Origin of the sequence: Wolbachia endosymbiont (group B) of Protocalliphora azurea (assembly GCF_947251865.1) — a bacterium.
Lineage (GTDB): Bacteria > Pseudomonadota > Alphaproteobacteria > Rickettsiales > Anaplasmataceae > Wolbachia.
The window spans coordinates 1205752-1227444 of record NZ_OX366394.1; the positions used below are offsets into that span (position 1 = coordinate 1205752).

The following is a 21693-nucleotide window of genomic DNA, read 5'->3' on the forward strand; positions in this document are numbered from 1 at the left end:
AGGACTTATGCTTCTTGCCCTTGTACTTTCTCAACTTTTTTCTTTTCTGTTTTTTTCGATTCTGTTTCTAAATCTACTATGCCTTTTTTAATGAACCACATTACCCTTTCAGTTGCTTGCGCTCCTACACTTAGCCAATGTTTTAATCTATCAGCTTTTACCACAACACGATTTTTATTGTCTTTTGGCAACATTGGATCATATTGTCCTATTCTCTCAATAAAGCGCCCATCTCTTGGTGCTCGTGAGTCGGCTACAACTATCCTATAAAAAGGACGTTTCTTTGCCCCAAACCTTGCTAACCTTATTTTAACTGCCATGTCAACCTTTATTCATATATTAATTACAATTTAAATACAATAAACAGCTCAAGTCAAACTAATTGTACCTCTTTTACCTAAAAATACAATATAGCCCCCTCCAATCACTCATAAAAGGAAGATAATAAACTTTTTTATATATCATCAATCATAGCATGATTAACTTCTACTCTATACTTTGATTTTAGATAGCTAATTAACTGTTCCTTTAGCGATATCATCACACGTTTTCCGGTGTCAAGCATGTTTAATTTACCATTTGATGAATGCATTTGTTTTAGAACGCCTATTATAATTTCATTATTGTATTGAATAGGATCTGTTACCGAATTAGTTGTTTTCATATTGAAAATCTCTTCTATGAAAGAAAAAGGGTAGTTTTGTTCATTGCGTTGTATTTGCTGGCCTTTAACCAATTTTATACCTTGCATTTCTTCCAAATCTGTCTTTTCTCTTAGTTGAACTGCTACTTCTTGTCCCATTTTAAACATTCTTTCTTTTATAAATTCACTACGCCAAAGCTTTATGGCTGATTCCCTACTTTCTTCAAAATTTTGTAATTTAGGAGGAACGATATCACTGATTTTTACACCAACAACAGTATCTCCAACACCCTTAAAATAATTCTTCTGATCTTTCTCGCGTGAAAAAATGAAAGAAATGAAATCACTGGAATTTCCTACTTCATTACCACTTTGGTCTTTCCCACTAGCATCTACTGGACCAATGGTTTGTATAGGTAAATTGTAATTATTGGAGATTTCTTCAATCGTTGCACCATTGTATATCTTATAATTCACTTGATTTATGAAATCATTGACTTTTTCAAAAGACTTTTGATTGGTTAAAACTGACCTTATGTCTTTTTTTAAATCAACCAAGTCTTCATCAGAGATTTGATGTATGCTTTCTACCTTTATTACGTGCCATCCAAAATTGCTTGTTAAAACTTCACTTACTTCACCTGTTTTGAGAGCAAATACCTTTTCTCTCATATTTTCAGGTAAGAAATCCTTAGTTATATTATTTACTCTGGTTTCATCGAGTTTCACTTTATTAAACTCTTCTATTATTTGTTCAAAGCTTGCTTTACTTTCTTCAAGTGCTCTTCTTGCTATTTCAGCTTTTTCTTTGGTAGGAAATATCACATTGAATATGTCTCTTTGATTTTTAAGTTCCTGATGTTCTATTATACTATCAACCTCTTCATCTGAAATTCTGATTTGATCTTCAAAATATTTTTGATCCAGAGAAATGTATTGCGCAGTTCGATACTCAGGGTAATAAAAATTGGACTTATTTCTTTCATACAAATCAAGTAAGGCTTGATCATCTGGTTCAGGAACGTCTGTAATTGCATTCTCAGTTATTTTAACAATATCAACTACTCTAGTTTGGTAGCGATTTTTGTATATCTGCTCATCAACACTCTCACCAAAAGTTACCGGATAATTATCTTTAAATAACGAAGTCATGAACATCATTGCAGGCAGGATTTTCTCTAGTTTTTCTATATATTCCTTTTCTGTTATATGCAGGCTATTTAGAGTTTGATGGAATTTATTATGGTCAAATTCTCCTTTATCGTCCTGAAAGTACTTGGTATTTTTTATGTGGCTTTTGATAGATTCTTCTCCAACTTTTAATCCAAGTTCGCTAATTAGGTTAAACAATAGTTTTTGCTCTATAAGTGCGTTAAGTAAATCATATTTCAGCTTTTTTACTTGTTCTTTACTTACATCAGATCCAGAAATTTGCTTTTTATAATTTTGATATAGTAATTTATATTCATCTGATGTTATAACTTCCTTTCCTACTTTAGCTAATTCTTTCCTTTCATCATCATTTGATAAAAGATTGCCAATCCCCATAAAGATTAATAAGCAAACTAAAAGGAGAACGATTGCCTTGGTAAAAAAATTTCTAATACTCATTGTAAACTTAGTTAACTAACACTTAAATTTAGAATAGCAATAATTTAATATTTGTAAATCTATTAACAAATTAGCTAATATATGTAATATTGTAGTGTATTAAATTGAATGGAAGCTTATATTAACCTAAGAGCCTGTAAGTGATCTCTGAATATGGTAAGATGAGGTATAGTTGACATGAGGTAAAGTATGAGGAATACATATCCAAGTGACATAAGTTGTGAAAAATTCGAAAAGATTAGACTAATTTTAGAAAGCGTGCGAAAGAAAACAAAGCCAAGAAGATTAGGTTTATATGAGTTATTTTGTGGTGTGCTTTATGTACTAAAAAGTGGCTGTCAATGGCGAATGCTTCCAAAAGAGTTTCCAAGATGGCGAAATTTTTACGATTACTTCAAGAAATGGAGTAAAAAAACGAATGAAGATAGAGAAAATGTTCTAGAAATTGTCTTTAAAAAAATTGGTTGGAGAGAACAGTGGTCGAAATACCAAAACAAGCTTCTGCATCATTGATGCCCAAAGTGTAAAAAATACCGATACTGCTGAAGAAAAAGGTTATGATGCTGGCAAGAAAATTTCAGTAATAAAGCGTCATATCGCAGTTGATACACAAGGTTTGACACACGCAATTCATATAACAACGGCAGAAATAACTGATCGTAGCAGTGCTTTGACAATGGTTAAAAATGCTAAAGAAAGTCTCTCTGAAGTTAAAAACATACTGGTTGATGCAGGCTACACTGGAGAAAATTTTGCAACACAGATAAAAGTAACTATTGGTGCAACTGTTGAGGTGAAGCACCTTTGCTGTATTGCCAAAAAGATGGGTTGTTGAGAGATCTTCTTTTGCCTGGTTGGAAAAATGTAGGCGACTTTGGAAAAATTGCGAGCGTAAATTTAATACTAGCCTACAAATTTGCTTTTGCTTCTTTCCTCTTCAAAAGATTATGAACAGGTTCTAAGAGATAAGAAATATAAACCAAAAAGCCATTGGATGACAAAGTTAATGCTTTTTTAGTTTTAATGGTTTATATTTTATTTCTATAACAGCAAAGGAATATTAAAATGGGAGATGTTTTTTCGATGTCAATGGAATCTTCTAAAGACAATAAAGATAGAAATGAACAATTTCTCATGCAAGTAGCTGCTTGGTTGGTTGATAACACTAGCTTAACTTTTGATCAAATAGCACAATGTTGCAAGTTATCCCTTGAAAAAGTACAAGACATAGCTGATGAGGAAATAGAAGTTGAAAAGTATGACCCTATTATTTCTGAAATAATTACTGAAAAAGAAATCGATAATTGCAAAAAAAATCCAAATCGTGTACCAAATTTGATTATAAAAAATATGAAAAAAAGGGCAAAGACGATTAGCTTTCTTGCCTTTGCTTCCACAGCAAGGCGTAGAGATAAACCTAATGCGATTTATTATTTGGTAAAAAAATTTCCTATCTTGAACAATAATGTAATAGCTAAGCTAGTTGGTACAACAAATTACACAGTTGAGCAGGTAAGAGATAGATCTCATCATAACATACTCAATATCAAACCTCAAGATCCTGTACTACTTGGTTTATGTAGCCAGGAAAATTTAGAAGCGGAAGTAGAAAAAGCGAAAGTAGAAGAAGAGAAGAAACAAAGATTAAAAAATATAAATAATAGCTATTGATGATTCTCAAATTCTTGTACTTTGTTAATATTAAATTAACTTGACTTGTTAGTTTTTATCAGTATAATGCAAGTAAAGTATCTAGTTTAATAATAATTAAGTCTAAATACGCACTGAAAACTAGCTCAGCCTAATTTATTGTTTTATATTCACATTTTAGGTTAGTAAGCATCAATTAAAATTTTTGGAGGATTATGACAACAATCAATGAAGATGTCTTAGCAAAAGGAGGGGTTGTAGGTCAACCTGAAAAAAGCGAACAAATTCATAATGCTGACGCAGTAAAACAAATGACCAGTGAAGGTGATGAAAAAAACAAGAAAACATTGGACCTGAGCGAATTGAAAGAGAAAACAGCAGAAGAATTGTTAGAGCTAGCTGAAGAAAGAAAAATTTCAACTAGTGGTAAAGGCAATGGCAGGATGCTAAAACAGGAAATGATATTCAGTTTAATGAAGAAAATGAGTGAAGAAGGAGGCATAACCACAGGAAGTGGAGTAGTGGAAATATTGCCTGATGGTTTTGGTTTCTTACGTTCATCAAGTGCAAATTATGCTCCAAGTACCGATGATGTTTATATTTCCAATGGCCAAATAAAGAAGTTTAATTTACGTACAGGAGATATGGCATGTGGAGAAATAAGGCCACCTGGTGATAAAGAAAGATATTTTACTTTAACTAAGGTTCAAAGTATAAACTCTACTGAAATCAGTGAATTAAGAAAGTACGTCCATTTTGATAATTTGCTTCCGCTTTATCCTGAAAAAAGCCTCATCCTTGAAAACAACAGTAGCGGAGATAATAAAAAAGATATAAACATGCGTGCTGTAGATATAGTTACACCTCTTGGAAAAGGACAAAGAGCATTGATAGTTGCTCCACCTCGTACAGGAAAAACGATATTGCTTCAGCAAATGGCTCACTCTATAGCTACAAATCATCCTGAAATAGAACTAATAGTATTACTTATAGATGAAAGACCCGAAGAGGTGACAGATATGATACGCTCTGTAAAGGGTGAAGTGGTAAGCTCTACATTTGATGAACCTGCCTACCGTCATGTCCAACTTGCTGAAATAGTAATAGAAAAAGCTAAAAGAATGGTTGAACACAAAAAAGATGTAGTGATTTTGCTTGATTCTATAACTCGTCTTGCACGTGCTTATAATGCAGTCATTCCTTCGTCTGGAAAGGTTCTAACCGGCGGTGTAGATTCAAATGCGCTGCAAAGACCAAAACGCTTTTTTGGAGCAGCGCGTAATATTGAAAATGGTGGTTCTTTGACAATCATCGCTACAGCCCTTATAGAAACTGGTTCAAAAATGGATGATGTTATTTTTGAAGAGTTTAAAGGCACAGGTAATGCTGAAATTATACTAGATAGAAAACTTGCTGATAAACGTATATTCCCTGCTATTGATATTACAAAATCCGGAACAAGGAAGGAAGAGCTATTAGTTGATAAGGCCATACTAAATAAAATATGGGTATTGCGTAGGATACTTAACCCTATGGGATCTGTTGAAGCAATGGAGTTTTTACGTGACAAATTACTTTTAACAAAGAGCAATGCTGACTTTTTTAACTCCATGAATCACTAAAAGTAAGCCAATTCTGATGGAGCAAAAAAGCAAAGCTCTCTTATAGCTAAAATAATTTGGATTTATCAAAATATATTAAGCTGGCAATCTACCTTAAGTTGCTATTCCAACTTATAGCACTGATTTTGATCAAAAATTTTATGTAGTCAGTTTATTTACAATCGATTTTCCAGTGTCAGCCACTTAGATGACATCTTTTTGACTCTTAATATTAATATCAATTGTGTACCAGTGTTGAAATGACCCACTCAAAAGGGGATTGTATTTACTCTGAATCAGATGATAAATTAGATGCTTGGTAAGCGTAATTTGGAGCTTCCTGTGTAATGATTATATCATGAGCATGACTTTCTCTTAACCCTGATGAAGTAATAGTGACAAATTTGCAGTTTTTTTTCATCTCTTCTATATTACGGTTGCCAGTGTAACCCATTGCAGCTTGCAACCCACCAATTAACTGACAGATCACTCCTGAAGCTGGACCTTTAAAAGGAACTCTTGCTTCTACTCCTTGTGGGACTAAATCAAGTTTTGAATCTTGAAAATAACGGCTAGCTGACCCTCGTTTCATTGCACTAATAGATCCCATTCCTCGATATTCCTTATATGCTCTACCCTTATACATGATAATCTCACCTGGGCTTTCCTCAGTACCAGCAAAGATTGAACCTATCATCACAGTATCAGCACCAGCTGCAATAGCTTTTGCAACATCTCCCGAATATTTTATTCCACCATCAGCAATTAGTCTGACGTTTTTTGTTTTACAAACCTCTGCAATATTCTTGATCGCAGAGAATTGTGGCATACCAACGCCTGTAACTATTCTGGTAGTACAAATTGATCCTGGCCCTATTCCAACTTTCACTGCATCAACACCAGCATCAATCAACGCTTCAGCAGCCTCCTTTGTTGTAATATTTCCGCCGATTAATTGCGTATTCGGATACATCTTTTTTATTTCCTTAATAGTGCTGACAACGTTCTCGGAATGACCGTGAGCGGTATCTACAATAACCACATCAACTTCTTCTTCGACCAAAGCTTCACATCTTTCTATACCGTCTTTTTTACCAGTACCAATTGCAGCGGCAACTCTGAGTCGACCTTTACTGTCTTTACATGAATTTGGATATCTATTGTATTTTTCGATGTCTTTAACTGTGATTAGACCTATGCAACAAGAATTTTCATCAACAACCAAAAGCTTCTCTATTCTATTTGCATGCAACAATTTCATTGCTGAGGCGCTATTTACTACCTGCTCTCGAACTGTTACTAACTTATCTTTTGTCATTACCTCGGAAACTTTTATATTCATGTTCTGGTCTTCAATAAACCTCACATCTCGATTAGTTAAAATTCCCACTAACTTGCGTTGATCAACTACAGGAATGCCGGAATAATTATACTCTCTCATTAATGAAACTGCTTCTGCAACTGTTTTATCTGGGGAAATTGTAATTGGGTTATACACGATCCAGCTTTCATATTTTTTCACCCTTCTTACTTCTAACACTTGTTCATCTATTGATAAATTCTTATGTATGCAACCTATTCCACCATGTTGGGCAATAGCTATTGCAAAGCCTGATTCAGTGACAGTGTCCATTGCAGAGGATATGAGAGGGATATTTAGTTCTATATTATTTGTTAGATAAGTTCTTGTGTCTGCATCACGAGGCAATACATCAGAATAGGCCGGTAAGAGAAGTACATCGTCAAACGAATAACAAGCTTCCATTTTTTTCATATGCTTTATTTAAAGCTTATACGCCAATTAATGAAATTGCAATAGAGCTTTTGCAAAATTAGCCTGGCTCCAGCTATTTTTAGATCAAAATAGGATAGAAGAGGTATGTAGCTCCTAATATATTTATCGCATAATTATATTATTTGCTAGCAAACAGAACTGCTCAATAGTTAAGCTTTCTGGACGTTCGTCTCCACTCAGTTTAGCATTCTCAAGAGTAGTTGAGACATCACTAGTTATACTTTGCAAGCTATTTCTCAGCATCTTTCTTCTTTGAGCGAACACAGCACGTGTTAGCTTTGTTAAGGTTTCTAAATTTACTGCAAATCTTGGAGTGGGTAAAGGTTTTACTGTAATTACTGAAGAATATACTTTTGGTCTTGGAAAAAATTCCTTAGGTTCAATATCAAATTCCTTTTTTATGTCGCATAGTAACTGGCTTAGCACTGATAGGGAACCATAATCTTTAGAATTAGGTTCTGCTGTAATACGCTCTGCTACCTCCTTTTGGAACATTAACGTCAAATTCGTAAAAAATTTTATATTATTTAACCACTTTAAAAATAACGCTACTGAGATATTGTAAGGCAAGTTAGCAATGACTTTGACTGGACATTCTACCAGCTCTTTTTCTACAACATTAAGTGCATCTGCTTCTATAATTCTATATTTTCCCTGATGCTCATTTAGCAATTGTTCGTGATGTTTCACTAAACTACTATCTTTTTCTATAGAAAGTAGAAACTTTGGATTATATGCCAATATTTCTCTTGTTAACGCACCATACCCAGGACCAATTTCAATAACATTAAAATCTTTCAGGCTACCAGCTAAGGCAACTATTCTTTTTATTATCTCATTCGATAAAATAAAATTTTGCCCTAGACTCTTTTTTGGCTTCAGTAAAAATTTTTTCATATGATCTTAGTATGCAGTATTTTAAAAATTAGTTGACGAAAATTCATCAATAATTGTATATTGTCAGTGTATTTAATGCCGGCTTAGCTCAATTGGTAGAGCAACTGACTTGTAATCAGTAGGTTGTCAGTTCAAGTCCGACAGCCGGCACTCTCATTCATATAAGAAAAATTGATGTCTTTTTTAATAGTAGCAAATTGGAAAATGAATGGAACACGTTCTTCATTTGTTGACTTTATAGGCAAACTTAACAACAAGAGCAACGAAATTACCTCTAAATTAGTAATTTGCCCTCCTTTTACATCATTTCAAAGCAATATAGAGTTGAACAACAATATTAAAATAGGAGGACAGAATTGCCATCATAAAGAGTTCGGTTCTTACACAGGTGAAATTAGTGCAGGAATGTTGAAGGAACTAGGATGTAGTTACGTAATACTTGGACATTCTGAAAGGGCTCATGAAAAAGATAGTGAAATAAAACTTAAATCGAAAACAGCAATAGAATCAGGATTACACCCAATCATCTGTGTAGGTGAAAACTCAGAAGATTATAAAAATAAAAAAACAAAAGAAGTAATAGAATATCAATGCAAAAACCGTTTGCCAACACAAGGTGAATATACCATAGCATACGAACCGATATGGGCAATAGGAACAGGAAATGTGCCAAATAATGACGCAATTGCTGAGGTGATAGAGATAATAAAATTGTGTACTGGTAAAAAACACATTATATATGGTGGCTCAGTCAGCTCAGAAAATATAGGAAACTTGCTCAGTATTCCAAATCTGTTCGGAGTTTTAATTGGTAGTGCAAGCTTAGATTTTGATCACTTTTATCAAATTATACAACAAGTCAAGAAAAAATTTTCTCTTAATTAATTCTAAAGGATAAATACTCTTATTGTCATGGCAAGGGAGTTGGCAAAATGTGTCAAGGAGTTTTCTATTGGCTAAGGTTGTGACAATAAAGTTAAGCACTGCCAAAAACTATGGAAGAAGTCATTATAATTTGTATTATATCTTTATAAAATGGTTCGCATAAGTTATCTAGAAGTGCAACTAAACAAATACAAAAATCAAAGTGTTGCGGTTTTCGGCCTTGGTAAAACTGGTTTGTCCGTTATTAATGCTCTAACAAAAAGCAGTGCAAAAATATATGCATGGGATGATAATAAAGAGCAAATAGCAAATGCAAAAAAGATATATAAAGAGTGTAACTTTACTCATCCCAATGAGTATAATTGGCATGAGATAAGCACACTAATTTTGAGCCCTGGAGTGCCAATACCAACGCATTGGGTAGTAAAACTTGCAAGAAGCTTTGACTGCAAAATAAAATCAGACATTGAGCTATTTCTTGAAACTAAAACTACAAATCAGAAGGTTATAGGCATTACAGGAACAAATGGCAAATCAACCACCACGTCACTAATAGGGCACATATTAAAATCCACAGGGAAAAAAGTAGCTATTGGCGGGAATTTAGGTGTGCCTATTTTGGATTTAGAAAGAGATGCAGAAATTTATGTAATTGAATTCTCCTCTTTTCAATTGGAGCTAATAAATAAAATTAATGTAGACATTTCTGTATTGCTAAACATCACACCAGACCACATAGATAGACATGGAAGTATGAATAACTACATAGCAACTAAATTAAAACTGATAAACAGTAGCAAGATTGCCGTGATAGGATGTGATAACAAAATTACCGCTGATGTATTCAATAAATTCACTGGGAACAAAATTCCAATTTCAGTAACATATTCCCTGGTGTCATTCCAGCGCGTGACCAGAAAAGAAAAACCATTGCCAACTACCCAGATGACAGAGGGTAGTGCAAGAGATCTAATATCATTGGCAGATAACAATTTGCTTGATTATAGTGAACAGATTACTGGTATAGATCGAAATTATCTGGATCCCAGTGTCAGCTACTTGGATGACAAAAGGAGTGCTGAGATTCAGGAGATCTCGCTAAAACTAGAGAATCACAACTTATCAATGAGTGATATGAAAGTAAACCTAGTATCCAATGTAGAAAATATAGTAGCTGCACACGCTGTGTGCAAGTTACTTGGAGTAGATAGCAGCACTATTGTCAATGAAATCAAATCCTTTCCAGGGCTAAGACACAGAAATGAATTTCTTGGCAAAATACATAATGTACTTTTTATCAACGATAGCAAAGCAACCAATGCAGAATCGACCGAAAAGGCAATTTTATCTTATAAAAACATATACTGGATTGTTGGCGGAAAAAGCAAAAAAGGCGGAATAGAATCATTAAGCAAGCATTTCACCAAGATTAGAAAAGCTTTTCTTATTGGAGAATCAACTGAAGTTTTTGCAAACATTATGGAGAACAAAATAGATTATATGAAGTGCTATAATCTAGAAAACGCATTTAAACTGGCTTTTGAAGAGGCCATAAATAGCAAAGAAGAAGTAGCGATATTACTTTCTCCTGCATGTTCTTCTTTTGATCAGTGGAAAAATTTTGAAGAGCGCGGTGAAGCATTTTGCAGAATGTTTGAAAATCTCAGGTATAATTATATGTGATGTTTAGTATAATATTGTATGGAACAAAAGTTAATAGTAGATGAGCTGATTAAGGTTGTTCCATTTGAAGGAATAAGTGATGCAACCTTATTGAAAGCGTGCACGAACCTTAACTTAGCCAATAGTTTTTGTAAATTTCAAAATGGAATATATAGTGCTTTGGAGTACATAGCAGAAAACTTAAATAGCTCAATGGAAGCTGAACTAAGAAATTCCAATTTAGAAGATATGAAAGTGCGAGAGCGGGTAAAGTTAGCTATTCAAATACGCCTTTCAAACTATGCTAAGTTACAAAATTACAGAGAGTTTTTAAAAAATGTTTTATCATTCTCCATATTACCCCAAAATACATACTTTTCTAGTAAACTCTTGTACAAAACTGTGAGCACAATTTGGTACGGTATTTACGATCAATCAACAGATTTTAATTATTATACAAAAAGGGCAATATTAGCTGGAGTGTACTTAAGTACGATACTTTTTTTTATCAATGATTACTCAGAAGATTTTGTGGATACTCTCTCATTTCTTGACAGGCGTATCAACAATGTCATGACGTTTCAAAAGTTTAAAACCCGTTTGAATAGAATGGTAAGAAACTTCTTATAGCCTCTTTACTTATACGAGTTACTCGTATTTATACCTAAAGCTGCCTTGATTTTTATGTTAAGATAATTGACATCCACTAACAGTGAGCTTAACAAAGAACTTGATTGAAAGCAATACATTAGAAAGTAGTTTTGCTGGAAACTTGAAGTAGACAGAATTGATACACATAAAGCTGATCCATGTACAAAAGTATCTGTTCAGATACACGACTAATGCTGTGTGATCCATAGAGGTTATTACAATAAGAATGTAAGATCAAATAGAAATTTGGATTTGCAGTAGTTTATAGACCTTATTACAATTGCAAAGGATAAATTCTAGGGTTAAACTACGTCTGAGTTGGATAAAACTATACAAAATGACTACTTTTAGCAGCAAACATTAGAGCAGTTTTTCCAAGAGAAGTTTTTTCATAGTCAAAATGAGGTAGACTAAGAGTACTAACTACATAATTAACACCTGCGTTTGCTATTTCTACTAAGTATTTTACTACATCCAAGTGACCTGCTTGAGCAGCATCAAGTAAAAAGAGTGGAGCAACTATCTCCATGAGGCTTCTTTTGCCTTTTTTTGCTTGCTTAATATTTATAGCTAAAGCTTCAGGGTGTCATTTCAGTGCGTGACGCAGAGATGTAGGGAGATTGAAGATCAGTGCTTGACACTGGAATGGCTTTGTTGCACCACTCAAGGAAAGAACAGGCAGTTACTGATGGAATTTGTTATAAAATAGATATTTAGCCGACAAAGGAAAAATATGCCAATAAGAATGAAAGTCAGTAACTGCAATGAATATAACAAATTTCTTCAAGAAAGGGGAAATGTTTTTCATTATATCAACGATGCCATTGAAAATTGGTACGAAAATAGTCCAAAAGTAGCAGGTGGCAACAATGTCTACAGCGACAAAGTAGTGATTCTAATTCACATAATAACCTATCTATTCAGGATTGGTCTTAGGCAAACAGTGGGATTTATAGAGAAATATCTTGAGCAAATAGGGAAAATTTTGCAAATTATCAGCTATTCGCAGGCTTCAAGAAGGTTTAAAAAGCTTAATATCAAAATCAACGACTGCAGAGTTGATAAGAACGATATGGAAGATATTGAAATTGCTATAGATAGTACAGGTATCAGCATCTACAATAATATTCCAGGCCATAGTAAGGCAAATGGTACAGATAGAAAGTATCGCCGCTATGAGCAAACAAGATGTAATGCTAGAGATAGGTAGTAAAAAAGTTATAGCTGCAAAATACAGTAGTGGAGTTTATTCCGACCACTATGGAGCCTGTGATCTTATTGAAAGAGTGGATACCAAGTATAACATAAGCACGATATATGCAGATAGATCGAAAGAAGTTATACAAACTGTGCGATGAGCTTGACATAAAGACAAGGATTCCTCCGCAAAATAATGCAGTAGAGCATCCAAAGTTGGATTATATGAATGAGAGAAATTCTACAATCAAGCTCATAAAGTCATATGATGAAGATGGTATGAAGAGGTGGAAAAAAGAGATAAATTATTGGAAGAGATCTTATATAGAAAGTTTTTTCTCGCGACTGAAGCAAATATTTGGATTTAGTTTTAGGAATAAATCTGAGATTAATCGTGAGAAGGAACTGCTACTCAAGTGTTATTTGCTTAACAAATTTACTGAAATAGGCATGGCTAAGTTTGATATAGCTTCATGAATTTATTATACATTACCCACTATCCGAAGAGCTGTGCAACAAAGCCATTCCAGCGTCACGAGAAAGTAGCAGATTTATGACGGCAGTGCCCAGAGGTGTCATTCAGTAGCACCTTGTCGTTCCAGTAGCTCTTTCGGTATTATTCAAGTAGCCTATTCGGTGTCATCCCAGTTCTTGACACTGGGATCCAGTTAAATTTACGAGTATAAAAGTAGCTGCTTTATGTTAAATACAACGTTTTGATGATTATGAAAAACCAGTGTCAAGCACTGGAATGACATCTTCCTACAGATAATGTTCGTACAGTTGTAACTGGAATAACACCATCATAAAGGAGCCAGTGTCAGCTACTTGAATGACACCAATCAGATATGCTAATACCAATTCCCACTATGCAAAGAACAGATAGACAATAATGGGAAAGAAGTGATAATAAAGTAGATAAAATAGAGAGGTATAAATGGCATTAAGGTCAAAACTATTAGACGAAAAAGTTGTAAATTTGGCGAAAGAAATGTTAAAAAAGGTCAGAAATAACGCATATGTTTCAAAAAAGTTACAAGCGGTGATAGCAGGAAAAGAAAGTAGTATAAGCGCTGTGGCAAGAATATGTAAAATTTCAAGGACTGCTTTGACTGAATGGATAAAGCATCTAAAATTTGGTAGAGTAGAAAGATTATTTGCCCCGTCTCAGCGGCGAAGAAAAAGCAAATTAAAGAAAAATCAACGTGAGCAAATTGAAATATGGGTAGAAAGAAATCCAAATATTACTATTAAGGAAGTGCAGATAAAAATCTCAGAGGAATTTGGCCTAAACATTAGCAAATCAACAGTGCACCGTGAGATACAAAGGATGAAATTTTCTTATATAACACCGAGGCCAATGCACCATAAACAAGATAAAAACAAGCAAGAAGAGTTTAAAAAATACTTCAATAAAATAGTCAATTCCCACCCTGAAAAAGAGGTGTTTTTTTGATGAATCACGATTTGGAACTCATTCAAAAATCGGACACGGATGGTTTAAAAAAGGGGTCAGAACGCAGGTTAAAATGAAAATTGGTAGACAAAATTTCTATATCTACAGTGCGGTAAATCCAAGAAGTGGTAAGAAAATCAGCCTACTTGCTCCATATGTAAACACTGATTGTATGAATATATTTCTGGAGCAGATGTCGAAAGATTTAGGCACGAAAAAAGCCTTTCTTGTAATGGATTGTGCAAGTTGGCATAGATCAAAAAGTTTGAAATTTCAGGAAAACATTACCATTATATACTTGCCTCCTTATTCACCGGAACTGAATCCTGTTGAGAGGTTGTGGCAATATATCAAATACAATACTTTACGTAACAGAGTCTACGATACCATAGGCTTACTTGCAGATGTTCTGTGTAATTTTATTGTCAGTATTTCCAGCACTACTATTAAACGAGTTTGTAATGTTTCTTATTTGTTCGATTAGTAATGGAATTTGGTATAACTTAACCCAATTTTTAAATTTTTTGCTGTCAACATTAATGATTCATCAAAGAAGCTATTAATATCACCAATACTATCTATATTTTTCACACTGATAGATTGGTCAATTCTTTTAACTAGATTAGATAAAACTTTGTTAGGGCCAACTTCAACAAACTTATTAGTGCCATGGCTTGTCATATATAAAACCATCTCTCTCCATCTTACTCTACTTACAACTTGCTTAGCGAGCAAAGCTCTTATGATCTCTGGATCACTTTCTTCCTTAGCTGTAACGTTTGATACAAAAGGAATCGAAGGGCGAGTTATGTTGATGCTTTTTAAAAATTCCAGAAGTTTTTCATCAGCAGGTTTCATAAAAGATGAATGAAAAGGCCCACTAACTTGTAATTTTATCATTTTCTTGACACTTGAGTTTTTGAATAAATCAGGTAAGACCTCAAGAGCCTCTGCAGTACCACTCACCACTACCTGCCCACCACCATTATCGTTTGCAATTTCACAATCAATTTGAGCTGATTTTAATATACCTTCTACTTCACTTATTTCTGCTCCAAGTAGAGCAAACATTCCACCTTTGCATTTTAGTGAAGCTTCATGCATTGCTTCGCTACGAACTTTTAGCAACTTGACTGCAGACTCAAGCGTCAATGCCCCTGCAGCACACAGCGCTGTATACTCGCCAACTGAATGCCCACAAACATACTGAACGCTGTAAAGAGATTCACCAAATACGTGCTTCATAACACGTAGCGTTGCAATTGACACTGCCATTATAGCTGGCTGAGCGTTTTCCGTGATGGTTAATTTCTCAATAGGGCCATTGAAAATCAAATGAGACAGCTTTCTACCCAATATGTCATCTACTTCATCAAATACGTTCCTTGCAACTGAAAATTCATCATATAAGCTCTTTCCCATTCCTACAAATTGGGAGCCCTGACCAGGAAAAGCAAAAATCATAAAAAGTTTTTCATTCTTCATTGATAATACTACTTTATTTATTTTTTGTCAATATTTCACAATAATGATTGACCAAATGAACCAGATTCACTAAAATCTTAGCTGGTAAGAAATTTGTAAGAACAATGGCAGAAATCGACTATCACAAAGTTACTATAGTTATGACAGATGGTCAAGAGTTTGAAACTTATTCCACTTATGGAAAAGAAGGTCAAAGAATAAAGCTTGATAGAGATCCTCTTACTCATCCTGCATGGACTGGAAGTTTGACAAGCGGTTCAGGGGAGAAGGATAGTAAAATAGCTAAGTTTAATGATAAATACGGGAGTCTTTTTTAGTTCCTCCCCTCTTTATTTAACATGTATAAATATAAAAATGTAGGCTATATTGCTTCTTCGCTACCCAAGTCTCAGGAAGTATCTAAACTACTACAGGAGCTTAATTTTATCAATATAGCAGAAGCAAGTAAGCCTGAAGTTGATTTGCTGATAGTTGTTGGCGGTGATGGTTTTATGCTACGCACTCTGCACAACTACGTCATAGGAAATAAAGATATACATGTGTATGGAATAAATACCGGTAACGTCGGATTTTTGATGAATAAATGCTTTGAAGATCTAATTGATCATATAGAACATGCAGTTCCTACTCAGCTAACTTTACTAAAAATGGAAGCCAAAGACATAAATGGCAAAAAACACCATTACATCGCAGTAAATGAAGTGTATGTCTTTAGAAATGCAAATCAAATAGTGGAGATGAATATTACCATTAATGATAAGCTAAAAGTAGAAAAATTCAGAGGAGATGGAATTATATTGTCTACCCCAACAGGTAGCACTGCATATAACTTCTCTGCCGGTGGGCCAATCTTACCACTTAATTCAAATTTACTTGCACTGACTTCCATTAATAGCTACTACCCAAGGCGTTGGAATGGAGCGCTAATCTCAAATGATACAATAGTGCAAATTGATATCAATGATGTGAAAAATCGTCCAGCACTTGTAGTATCAGATTACAAGGAATTTCACGACATATCGCAGGTAAAAATACAGAAAGATCACGAAAATACAGTCACTCTACTTTTTGACAAAGATTGCCCTTTGAATGAAAGGATCTTTGATCAGCAGTTCTTATACTAATATTTATTCTTAAATTAGTATTCACTATATCTTAATAACTATAGCGTAATCAACATAACATTGTAATTAATTTTGGAGCGAATATGCCTGGATCAGCAAACGTAGGAAACGTCAGAACAACTGAAAGAGGTGGAATAGAACAAACAATTCCACCACAACCACAACCTCGCAAAACAACGAAACAAACAAATGGTGAAAATGAAATTTTACAACATACAAGTTCGGCTAGCGAATCAAGTTCTTATGAAGAAAGGCAAGAAGAATCGAATGGTGCAAATACAGAACCTATTTATGCATCCATAGGTCCAAATACAAAATCTCCAAAAAAGAGTTCAGGTAGTGTATCAGTTAGCAGATCACCTTCTCCTCCACCATCATATCAAACAGATGGCTCTGAAAAATCTTTGCTTGGAGATAATAAAAAGACAAACAGATTTTTACAGAAAGTAAAATATACGATGCAAAAGAAGAAAGTTACAATGCCTTTCGTAGGTCTTATTACGGCATGTTGTATTACAGCAATCGTTTTAGCTGTGAAGCAAAGAGAATTCATTGGATTCATCGGCAGCATAAATCCTGTTACTATATTTGTCGGAGTATTAGCGTCTTGTTTAGCCTTGGGAATTATGTGGGAATTTATGCAAGCAGTACGTACTAAGGAGCACAAGATCACAAAAAGAGATACTCAAGAAGTTTTAGATGAGATATCAAATACACTTTCAAAAGACGAGGAATGCATCAAATCTTTGGTATTAAAATATAGCAACGGTAATCGTGTTTACTTTACGTTTCACTCTCTTCCAGAAAAAGCAAAAAGTAATCCGAACATCGTAGAACTTACAGGCCAGCCAATCTATTACAAGAGTAAAGTAAATTCATTAATCAATGATAGAATATGGCTTCCTATCTTAGGAACAGTTCTTATTACTGGAAACATAACCTTCCCTTTAGCACTTTATTCAACAGGTGGTTTGAGCAACATAGTAAGTTCATACACAAATCCTACTATTTACTGGCCAATCGTTGCAATTTCAGGCACTCTACTGCTTTTCACTTTAGCTTGCACAATTCATCATTGGAGCAAAACTGATTTTAAAGATTACTTGTTATTAGATACAAAAGATGCTAGTAGTGGAAAGCCCAATGAAACAGCTATTAGAACTATCAAAAAGAGTGAAGAAAAGATTAGTTCAAAATTGTTACAAGTAGTTGCTGAACGATGTGGCCATCCAGATATTACTTATATTATTAATTAAATCTGGCTCGTACTTCTTTTTATCGCTATTCCAGTACTGTAACTGCAACGTTTTGAAGATTTACACTTGCTAAGACCTTGCTATTTTGATAGCTTGAGATGATGACAAGGAAGGGGTTTGTTTATGAAAAAAGGTTTAATATTTATATCTTTAGTAGCGGCTTTATTGATAGTCGTTAATTTTTTATATAAAAATAGCGGAATTGATGATTCACAAGTAGTAAACGTTTATTCATCTCGTAAAGAAGAATTAGTACATAGTTTGTTTGATGATTTTACAAAAACCACTGGAATCAAGGTACGTTATATCATTGACGATTATTCCCAATTGCTTTCACGCATGGAAAATGGTGGTGAAGCTGATTTGTTTTTAACTGCAGATGCAGTGAATTTGATTTTAGCCAAAAAAAGAGGGCTCTTATCTCAAGTGGATTCAGAGACTCTAAAAAATGCCATACCTGCAAAATTTAGAGATAATGAAGATTATTGGTTTGGTCTCACAAAAAGAGCTAGAATATTGGTTTACAATAAAGAATCAGTAGATCCTAAGGAATTAAGTACCTATGAAGATTTAGCGAATGAAAAATGGAAAGGGAAAATATTAGTACGCTCTTCCACAAGTCCATATAACCGATCATTGATCGCTTTTATGATTGCAAAAAATGGTTTTGAAAAAACAAAAGAATGGGTGAGTGGAATTGTAAGCAACATGGCAAGAAAACCAAGCGGTGGTGACACAGATCAAATTTATGCTGTAGCCGCTGGTGAAGGCAATGTTGCAATAGTAAATAGCTACTACTTTGCAAGAATCCTTTCATCAGAAAATAAAAAGAATATCACAGAAAAGTTAGGAGCTTTCTTTCCGAGTGATGGTGTAATGGTGAATATTAGTGGTGCAGCAGTAACAAAAAACGCAAAACACAGAGAAAATGCCATAGCTTTATTGGAGTTTTTTGTAAGCAAACAGGCTCAAGAGCTATATGCTAAAAAAAATCAAGAATATCCTATTGTTGAAGGTATTGAAACTTCTGATGTGTTAAAATCTTGGGGAAATTACCTACAAAGTACTCTGCCTATAAGTGAGCTTGAGAAGCATCTCTTTGAGGCTGTTATGATAGCAGATGAATGTAAGTGGAAATAAAATTTTATAGCTTCCTTCTACTTTACTTTACAGTTGTGTAATTGAAATTAAGAAAGTAGAATAAGCTCAAAAAAGGAGCTATGGACAAGAGAAGGAATTTATTAAATATCTCAGACCTCACAATCGGTGATGTAGAAAATATAACTAAATTAGCCAATCAATACCTTGAAGAAAAAGTTGAAAATAGTCATGTTCTGAAAAATAAAATAGTCATAAACCTATTCTTTGAAGATTCAACACGTACGCTCGCATCTTTTGAAATAGCAGCAAAGAGCCTTGGAGCAAATGTTATAACTTTACCAATAAAATCTTCTTCTATTAACAAAGGGGAAGATCTAAAAGATATGATAAAAACACTAAATGCAATGAATCCTGACTATATGATAATCAGGCATAAAAGTAGTGGTATTATTAATACATTGGCAAAGCATGTCAACTGCTCGCTAATCAACGCAGGCGATGGAAGCAGTGAACACCCAACTCAAGCTCTTGCAGATTATCTCGTAATTATCAGTCATAAAAAGCAAATAAAAAACCTCAAAATTGTGATATGTGGAGATATTTTGCACAGTAGAGTTGCAAGATCAAATATAAGATTGCTAAAAATGTTTGGAGCAAAAATAAGCTTAGTTGCACCACCAGCTTTGATGTGTAAACATTTTTCTGAAGTAGATTCACTTCATTATTCATTAACTGAAGGTATAAAGGATGCTGATGTAATTATGCTCTTGAGGTTGCAGAAAGAGCGCATGAATAATAATTCTTCAGAAAAAGAATATTTTCATTTGTATGGACTTGATGCACAAAAACTATCGCATGCAAAACCCGATGCAATTGTTATGCACCCAGGACCAATAAATAGAGGTATCGAAATTAGCAATGATATAGCAGATTGTGTTATTTTACAGCAAGTAAAGTTTGGATTAGCAACGCGTAAGGCAGTACTGCACTATTTAATAAATGTTTAAGTTAAAAATTAATGTTTAAGGAATTTTAGACATAATGACCCTCCTATAAAGAAAAGATTTAGAAAAATATAACACACCTTATGACAGAAATTAAGCGTACGTGTACGCACTGAAGTAGACTGTGCTATATTTTTTTATTGAGAGATTAGTTGAAAAGTCTGCAGACTTGAATAAGGTGAATTTCGAGCTCTAAAATACCCTCATTTTCACTAATAATAATCAAACTACAAAATGTGTCAAGTAATTTTTGCACTTAATTTAGCAAATATTTATTTGCTAAAAATACTATAAACGCAAAGTGATAGATGTCATGAAAGTAGCCTGACACTGGCATCGAGTTAAATTTGCAAGTATAAAAGTTATGCTAAAATATAACGTTTCTGATAATGATAGAAACCAGTGTCAGCTACTTAGATGACACCGTTTAGTACGCAAATTACCACTGAGCATTTATTTGCAAAAAGTACTATAAACACAAAGCCAGCTTTAGTTTACTACTTCCACTTTAAAGCTATCACATTTTCACTTAAAGGTTGAGTAGTGAAAACATTTTTAAGTGCGGTAGCTACGTCTATATTTGGATCTCTATCCTTTTCTTTTTTCACTTCTGCAATTACGTAACCAGCTACTCCACCTAGCGCTAGACCAACGACAGCTGATGCTATACAAACTCCAATAGCTGCTCCTGCATAATATGCTATTGCCATACCTAAAGCTAAGCCTATTGCACTACCAACACCAACATAGATATATTCCTGCAAAAGTTCTTTTTTTTGTATGTAACTTTTTTTTTGTATATAATTTTTAAGATATTCTTCTATATCTGGTTTTCCATTTTTAGCAGCCCAAATTAGTGCTGTGTTTCCATTATTGTCTTTTGTATTAATATCTGCTTTTGCCGTTTCTACCAGGTACTTCACTACCTCTAAATGACCCTCTTTAGTAGCACATATTAGAGCAGTGTTTCCCTCTTTATCTTTCATATTAACATCTGCTTTTGCTTCTACTAGGCACTCTACTATATCTAAATGACCTCCTACAGCAGCAAGCATTAGTGCTGTTCTTCCTTTATTTCGACTTATAACATTAACATCTGCTTTTGCTCCTATCAGATACTTTACTATACCTAAATGACCGAATCCAGCAGCAAACATTAATGCAGTGTATTCACAGGTATCTTTTTCATCAATCCTTGCTTTTCCTGCGTGTATCAGCCACTTTGCTATATTCACCTCACCTAATCTAATAGCCCACATTAGAGCAGTGTTTCCCTCTTTATCTTTCATATTAACATCTGCTTTTATTCCTATCAGATACTTTACTATACCTAAATTACCCGATTTAGCAGCCCAAATTAGAGCAGTGTTTCCCTCTTTATCTTTCATATTAACATCTGCTTTTACTCCTATCAGAAACTTCACTACATCTGGATAACCAAATACAGCAGCTAACATTAATGCAGTACTTCCATGTTCATCTGCAGCATTAATATCTGCTCCGCCCTGTATAGCCTGCTTAACAAGATTTAGCTGACCGCTTTCAGCAGCATCTAGTAATTGTTTATTTTGTGGTAACATATACCCCCTAAAAAAATTATATAATTTTAAAAAGCTTGAGTAAGAAAAAGTATTAATTTCACTCGAAATAGCCTATCTAATTTTAGCATTTTATT

The 21693-nt window shown here is 34.1% G+C and carries 18 protein-coding genes, 1 tRNA gene and 2 pseudogenes; 14 read left to right on the forward strand and 7 right to left on the reverse strand.

Annotated features, from left to right (window positions below; all coding sequences use genetic code 11):
* Positions 1–5 precede the first annotated feature (5 nt).
* Positions 6–320 carry a 30S ribosomal protein S16 gene (gene rpsP, locus OPR35_RS05675; RefSeq protein WP_213863779.1) on the reverse strand — a complete coding sequence of 105 codons (315 nt, stop codon included), beginning with the start codon at positions 318–320 and terminating at the stop codon, positions 6–8.
* 134 nt (positions 321–454) lie between these two features.
* On the reverse strand, positions 455–2254 hold the full coding sequence (locus OPR35_RS05680; RefSeq protein WP_213863780.1) for a peptidylprolyl isomerase: 1800 nt from the start codon (positions 2252–2254) through the stop codon (positions 455–457).
* Positions 2255–2443: 189 nt separating this feature from the next.
* Here OPR35_RS05680 and OPR35_RS05685 point away from each other — a divergent pair.
* The 3 genes and pseudogenes from OPR35_RS05685 to rho all read left to right on the forward strand — a co-directional run bounded on the left by OPR35_RS05685 (position 2444) and on the right by rho (position 5526).
* Positions 2444–3216: pseudogene (locus tag OPR35_RS05685) on the forward strand (IS5 family transposase).
* Between the two features lie 103 nt (positions 3217–3319).
* Positions 3320–3925, forward strand: a complete 606-nt coding sequence (locus OPR35_RS05690; RefSeq protein ID WP_007301964.1) for a cell cycle transcriptional regulator TrcR — start codon at positions 3320–3322, stop codon at positions 3923–3925.
* Positions 3926–4119: 194 nt separating this feature from the next.
* The gene (rho, locus tag OPR35_RS05695; RefSeq protein WP_214303270.1) at positions 4120–5526 is read left to right on the forward strand and encodes a transcription termination factor Rho; all 1407 of its coding nucleotides are present in this window, start codon (positions 4120–4122) and stop codon (positions 5524–5526) included.
* A 265-nt stretch (positions 5527–5791) separates the two neighbouring features.
* On the opposite strand, the gene guaB is transcribed toward rho, so the two are convergent.
* Entirely contained in the window at positions 5792–7279 is a 1488-nt protein-coding gene (gene guaB / locus OPR35_RS05700; protein ID WP_265024790.1) for an IMP dehydrogenase, read from the reverse strand.
* A gap of 123 nt (positions 7280–7402) precedes the next feature.
* Positions 7403–8197, reverse strand: coding sequence for a 16S rRNA (adenine(1518)-N(6)/adenine(1519)-N(6))-dimethyltransferase RsmA (gene rsmA / locus OPR35_RS05705; protein WP_019236635.1), 795 nt, complete (start codon positions 8195–8197; stop codon positions 7403–7405).
* A gap of 77 nt (positions 8198–8274) precedes the next feature.
* Here rsmA and OPR35_RS05710 point away from each other — a divergent pair.
* From OPR35_RS05710 to OPR35_RS05725, 4 genes are all read left to right on the forward strand, one after another.
* Positions 8275–8347: transfer RNA gene (locus OPR35_RS05710), tRNA-Thr, on the forward strand.
* Between the two features lie 24 nt (positions 8348–8371).
* Positions 8372–9082 (forward strand): triosephosphate isomerase, encoded by a 711-nt coding sequence (locus OPR35_RS05715; RefSeq protein ID WP_264684960.1) that lies wholly within the window; start codon positions 8372–8374, stop codon positions 9080–9082.
* A 150-nt stretch (positions 9083–9232) separates the two neighbouring features.
* Positions 9233–10765 carry a Mur ligase family protein gene (locus OPR35_RS05720; RefSeq protein WP_052264644.1) on the forward strand — a complete coding sequence of 511 codons (1533 nt, stop codon included), beginning with the start codon at positions 9233–9235 and terminating at the stop codon, positions 10763–10765.
* Positions 10766–10783: 18 nt separating this feature from the next.
* A complete protein-coding gene (locus OPR35_RS05725) occupies positions 10784–11374 on the forward strand; it encodes a COQ9 family protein (protein WP_265024791.1) in 591 nt (196 codons plus the stop codon).
* Positions 11375–11723: 349 nt separating this feature from the next.
* Here the strand turns inward: OPR35_RS05725 and OPR35_RS05730 are convergent, their stop codons facing one another.
* The gene (locus OPR35_RS05730; protein WP_230609266.1) at positions 11724–11924 is read right to left on the reverse strand and encodes an ankyrin repeat domain-containing protein; all 201 of its coding nucleotides are present in this window, start codon (positions 11922–11924) and stop codon (positions 11724–11726) included.
* Positions 11925–12128: 204 nt separating this feature from the next.
* Here OPR35_RS05730 and OPR35_RS07570 point away from each other — a divergent pair.
* Positions 12129–13069 (forward strand): annotated as a pseudogene (locus tag OPR35_RS07570) (IS5 family transposase).
* A 460-nt stretch (positions 13070–13529) separates the two neighbouring features.
* Positions 13530–14532 (forward strand): IS630 family transposase gene (locus OPR35_RS05750; protein ID WP_230608967.1). Its coding sequence is split into 2 segments (ribosomal slippage): positions 13530–14039 and positions 14041–14532, totalling 1002 coding nucleotides; the frame shifts between segments, so codons are not numbered across the junction.
* Here OPR35_RS05750 and fabD read toward each other — a convergent pair.
* Positions 14529–15512, reverse strand: a complete 984-nt coding sequence (fabD, locus tag OPR35_RS05755) for an ACP S-malonyltransferase (protein WP_265025030.1) — start codon at positions 15510–15512, stop codon at positions 14529–14531. The two genes, OPR35_RS05750 and fabD, sit on opposite strands and share 4 nt — an antisense overlap.
* 125 nt (positions 15513–15637) lie before the next feature.
* Here fabD and rpmE point away from each other — a divergent pair, with 125 nt between their 5' ends.
* The 5 genes from rpmE to OPR35_RS05780 all read left to right on the forward strand — a co-directional run bounded on the left by rpmE (position 15638) and on the right by OPR35_RS05780 (position 20021).
* Complete coding sequence (gene rpmE, locus OPR35_RS05760) at positions 15638–15850, forward strand: 50S ribosomal protein L31 (protein WP_006013575.1); 213 nt, start codon at positions 15638–15640, stop codon at positions 15848–15850.
* A 21-nt stretch (positions 15851–15871) separates the two neighbouring features.
* Entirely contained in the window at positions 15872–16657 is a 786-nt protein-coding gene (locus tag OPR35_RS05765; RefSeq protein WP_017531835.1) for an NAD kinase, read from the forward strand.
* An 83-nt stretch (positions 16658–16740) separates the two neighbouring features.
* Entirely contained in the window at positions 16741–17913 is a 1173-nt protein-coding gene (locus OPR35_RS05770) for a hypothetical protein (protein WP_265024792.1), read from the forward strand.
* Between the two features lie 123 nt (positions 17914–18036).
* Complete coding sequence (locus OPR35_RS05775) at positions 18037–19053, forward strand: Fe(3+) ABC transporter substrate-binding protein (RefSeq protein ID WP_007302093.1); 1017 nt, start codon at positions 18037–18039, stop codon at positions 19051–19053.
* Between the two features lie 80 nt (positions 19054–19133).
* Positions 19134–20021, forward strand: coding sequence for an aspartate carbamoyltransferase catalytic subunit (locus OPR35_RS05780; protein ID WP_007302094.1), 888 nt, complete (start codon positions 19134–19136; stop codon positions 20019–20021).
* 494 nt (positions 20022–20515) lie between these two features.
* On the opposite strand, the gene OPR35_RS05785 is transcribed toward OPR35_RS05780, so the two are convergent.
* Positions 20516–21598, reverse strand: coding sequence for an ankyrin repeat domain-containing protein (locus OPR35_RS05785; protein ID WP_265024793.1), 1083 nt, complete (start codon positions 21596–21598; stop codon positions 20516–20518).
* Positions 21599–21693 lie beyond the last annotated feature (95 nt).

What these genes read in the sequence shown, in the direction of transcription:
- rpsP (WP_213863779.1), bottom strand. Translation starts at nt 320, where the DNA reads ATGGCAGTTAAAATAAGGTTAGCAAGGTTTGGGGCAAAGAAACGTCCT.
- OPR35_RS05680 (WP_213863780.1), bottom strand. Translation starts at nt 2,254, where the DNA reads ATGAGTATTAGAAATTTTTTTACCAAGGCAATCGTTCTCCTTTTAGTT.
- OPR35_RS05690 (WP_007301964.1), top strand. Translation starts at nt 3,320, where the DNA reads ATGGGAGATGTTTTTTCGATGTCAATGGAATCTTCTAAAGACAATAAA.
- rho (WP_214303270.1), top strand. Translation starts at nt 4,120, where the DNA reads ATGACAACAATCAATGAAGATGTCTTAGCAAAAGGAGGGGTTGTAGGT.
- guaB (WP_265024790.1), bottom strand. Translation starts at nt 7,279, where the DNA reads ATGAAAAAAATGGAAGCTTGTTATTCGTTTGACGATGTACTTCTCTTA.
- rsmA (WP_019236635.1), bottom strand. Translation starts at nt 8,197, where the DNA reads ATGAAAAAATTTTTACTGAAGCCAAAAAAGAGTCTAGGGCAAAATTTT.
- OPR35_RS05715 (WP_264684960.1), top strand. Translation starts at nt 8,372, where the DNA reads ATGTCTTTTTTAATAGTAGCAAATTGGAAAATGAATGGAACACGTTCT.
- OPR35_RS05720 (WP_052264644.1), top strand. Translation starts at nt 9,233, where the DNA reads ATGGTTCGCATAAGTTATCTAGAAGTGCAACTAAACAAATACAAAAAT.
- OPR35_RS05725 (WP_265024791.1), top strand. Translation starts at nt 10,784, where the DNA reads ATGGAACAAAAGTTAATAGTAGATGAGCTGATTAAGGTTGTTCCATTT.
- OPR35_RS05730 (WP_230609266.1), bottom strand. Translation starts at nt 11,924, where the DNA reads ATGGAGATAGTTGCTCCACTCTTTTTACTTGATGCTGCTCAAGCAGGT.
- fabD (WP_265025030.1), bottom strand. Translation starts at nt 15,512, where the DNA reads ATGATTTTTGCTTTTCCTGGTCAGGGCTCCCAATTTGTAGGAATGGGA.
- rpmE (WP_006013575.1), top strand. Translation starts at nt 15,638, where the DNA reads ATGGCAGAAATCGACTATCACAAAGTTACTATAGTTATGACAGATGGT.
- OPR35_RS05765 (WP_017531835.1), top strand. Translation starts at nt 15,872, where the DNA reads ATGTATAAATATAAAAATGTAGGCTATATTGCTTCTTCGCTACCCAAG.
- OPR35_RS05770 (WP_265024792.1), top strand. Translation starts at nt 16,741, where the DNA reads ATGCCTGGATCAGCAAACGTAGGAAACGTCAGAACAACTGAAAGAGGT.
- OPR35_RS05775 (WP_007302093.1), top strand. Translation starts at nt 18,037, where the DNA reads ATGAAAAAAGGTTTAATATTTATATCTTTAGTAGCGGCTTTATTGATA.
- OPR35_RS05780 (WP_007302094.1), top strand. Translation starts at nt 19,134, where the DNA reads ATGGACAAGAGAAGGAATTTATTAAATATCTCAGACCTCACAATCGGT.
- OPR35_RS05785 (WP_265024793.1), bottom strand. Translation starts at nt 21,598, where the DNA reads ATGTTACCACAAAATAAACAATTACTAGATGCTGCTGAAAGCGGTCAG.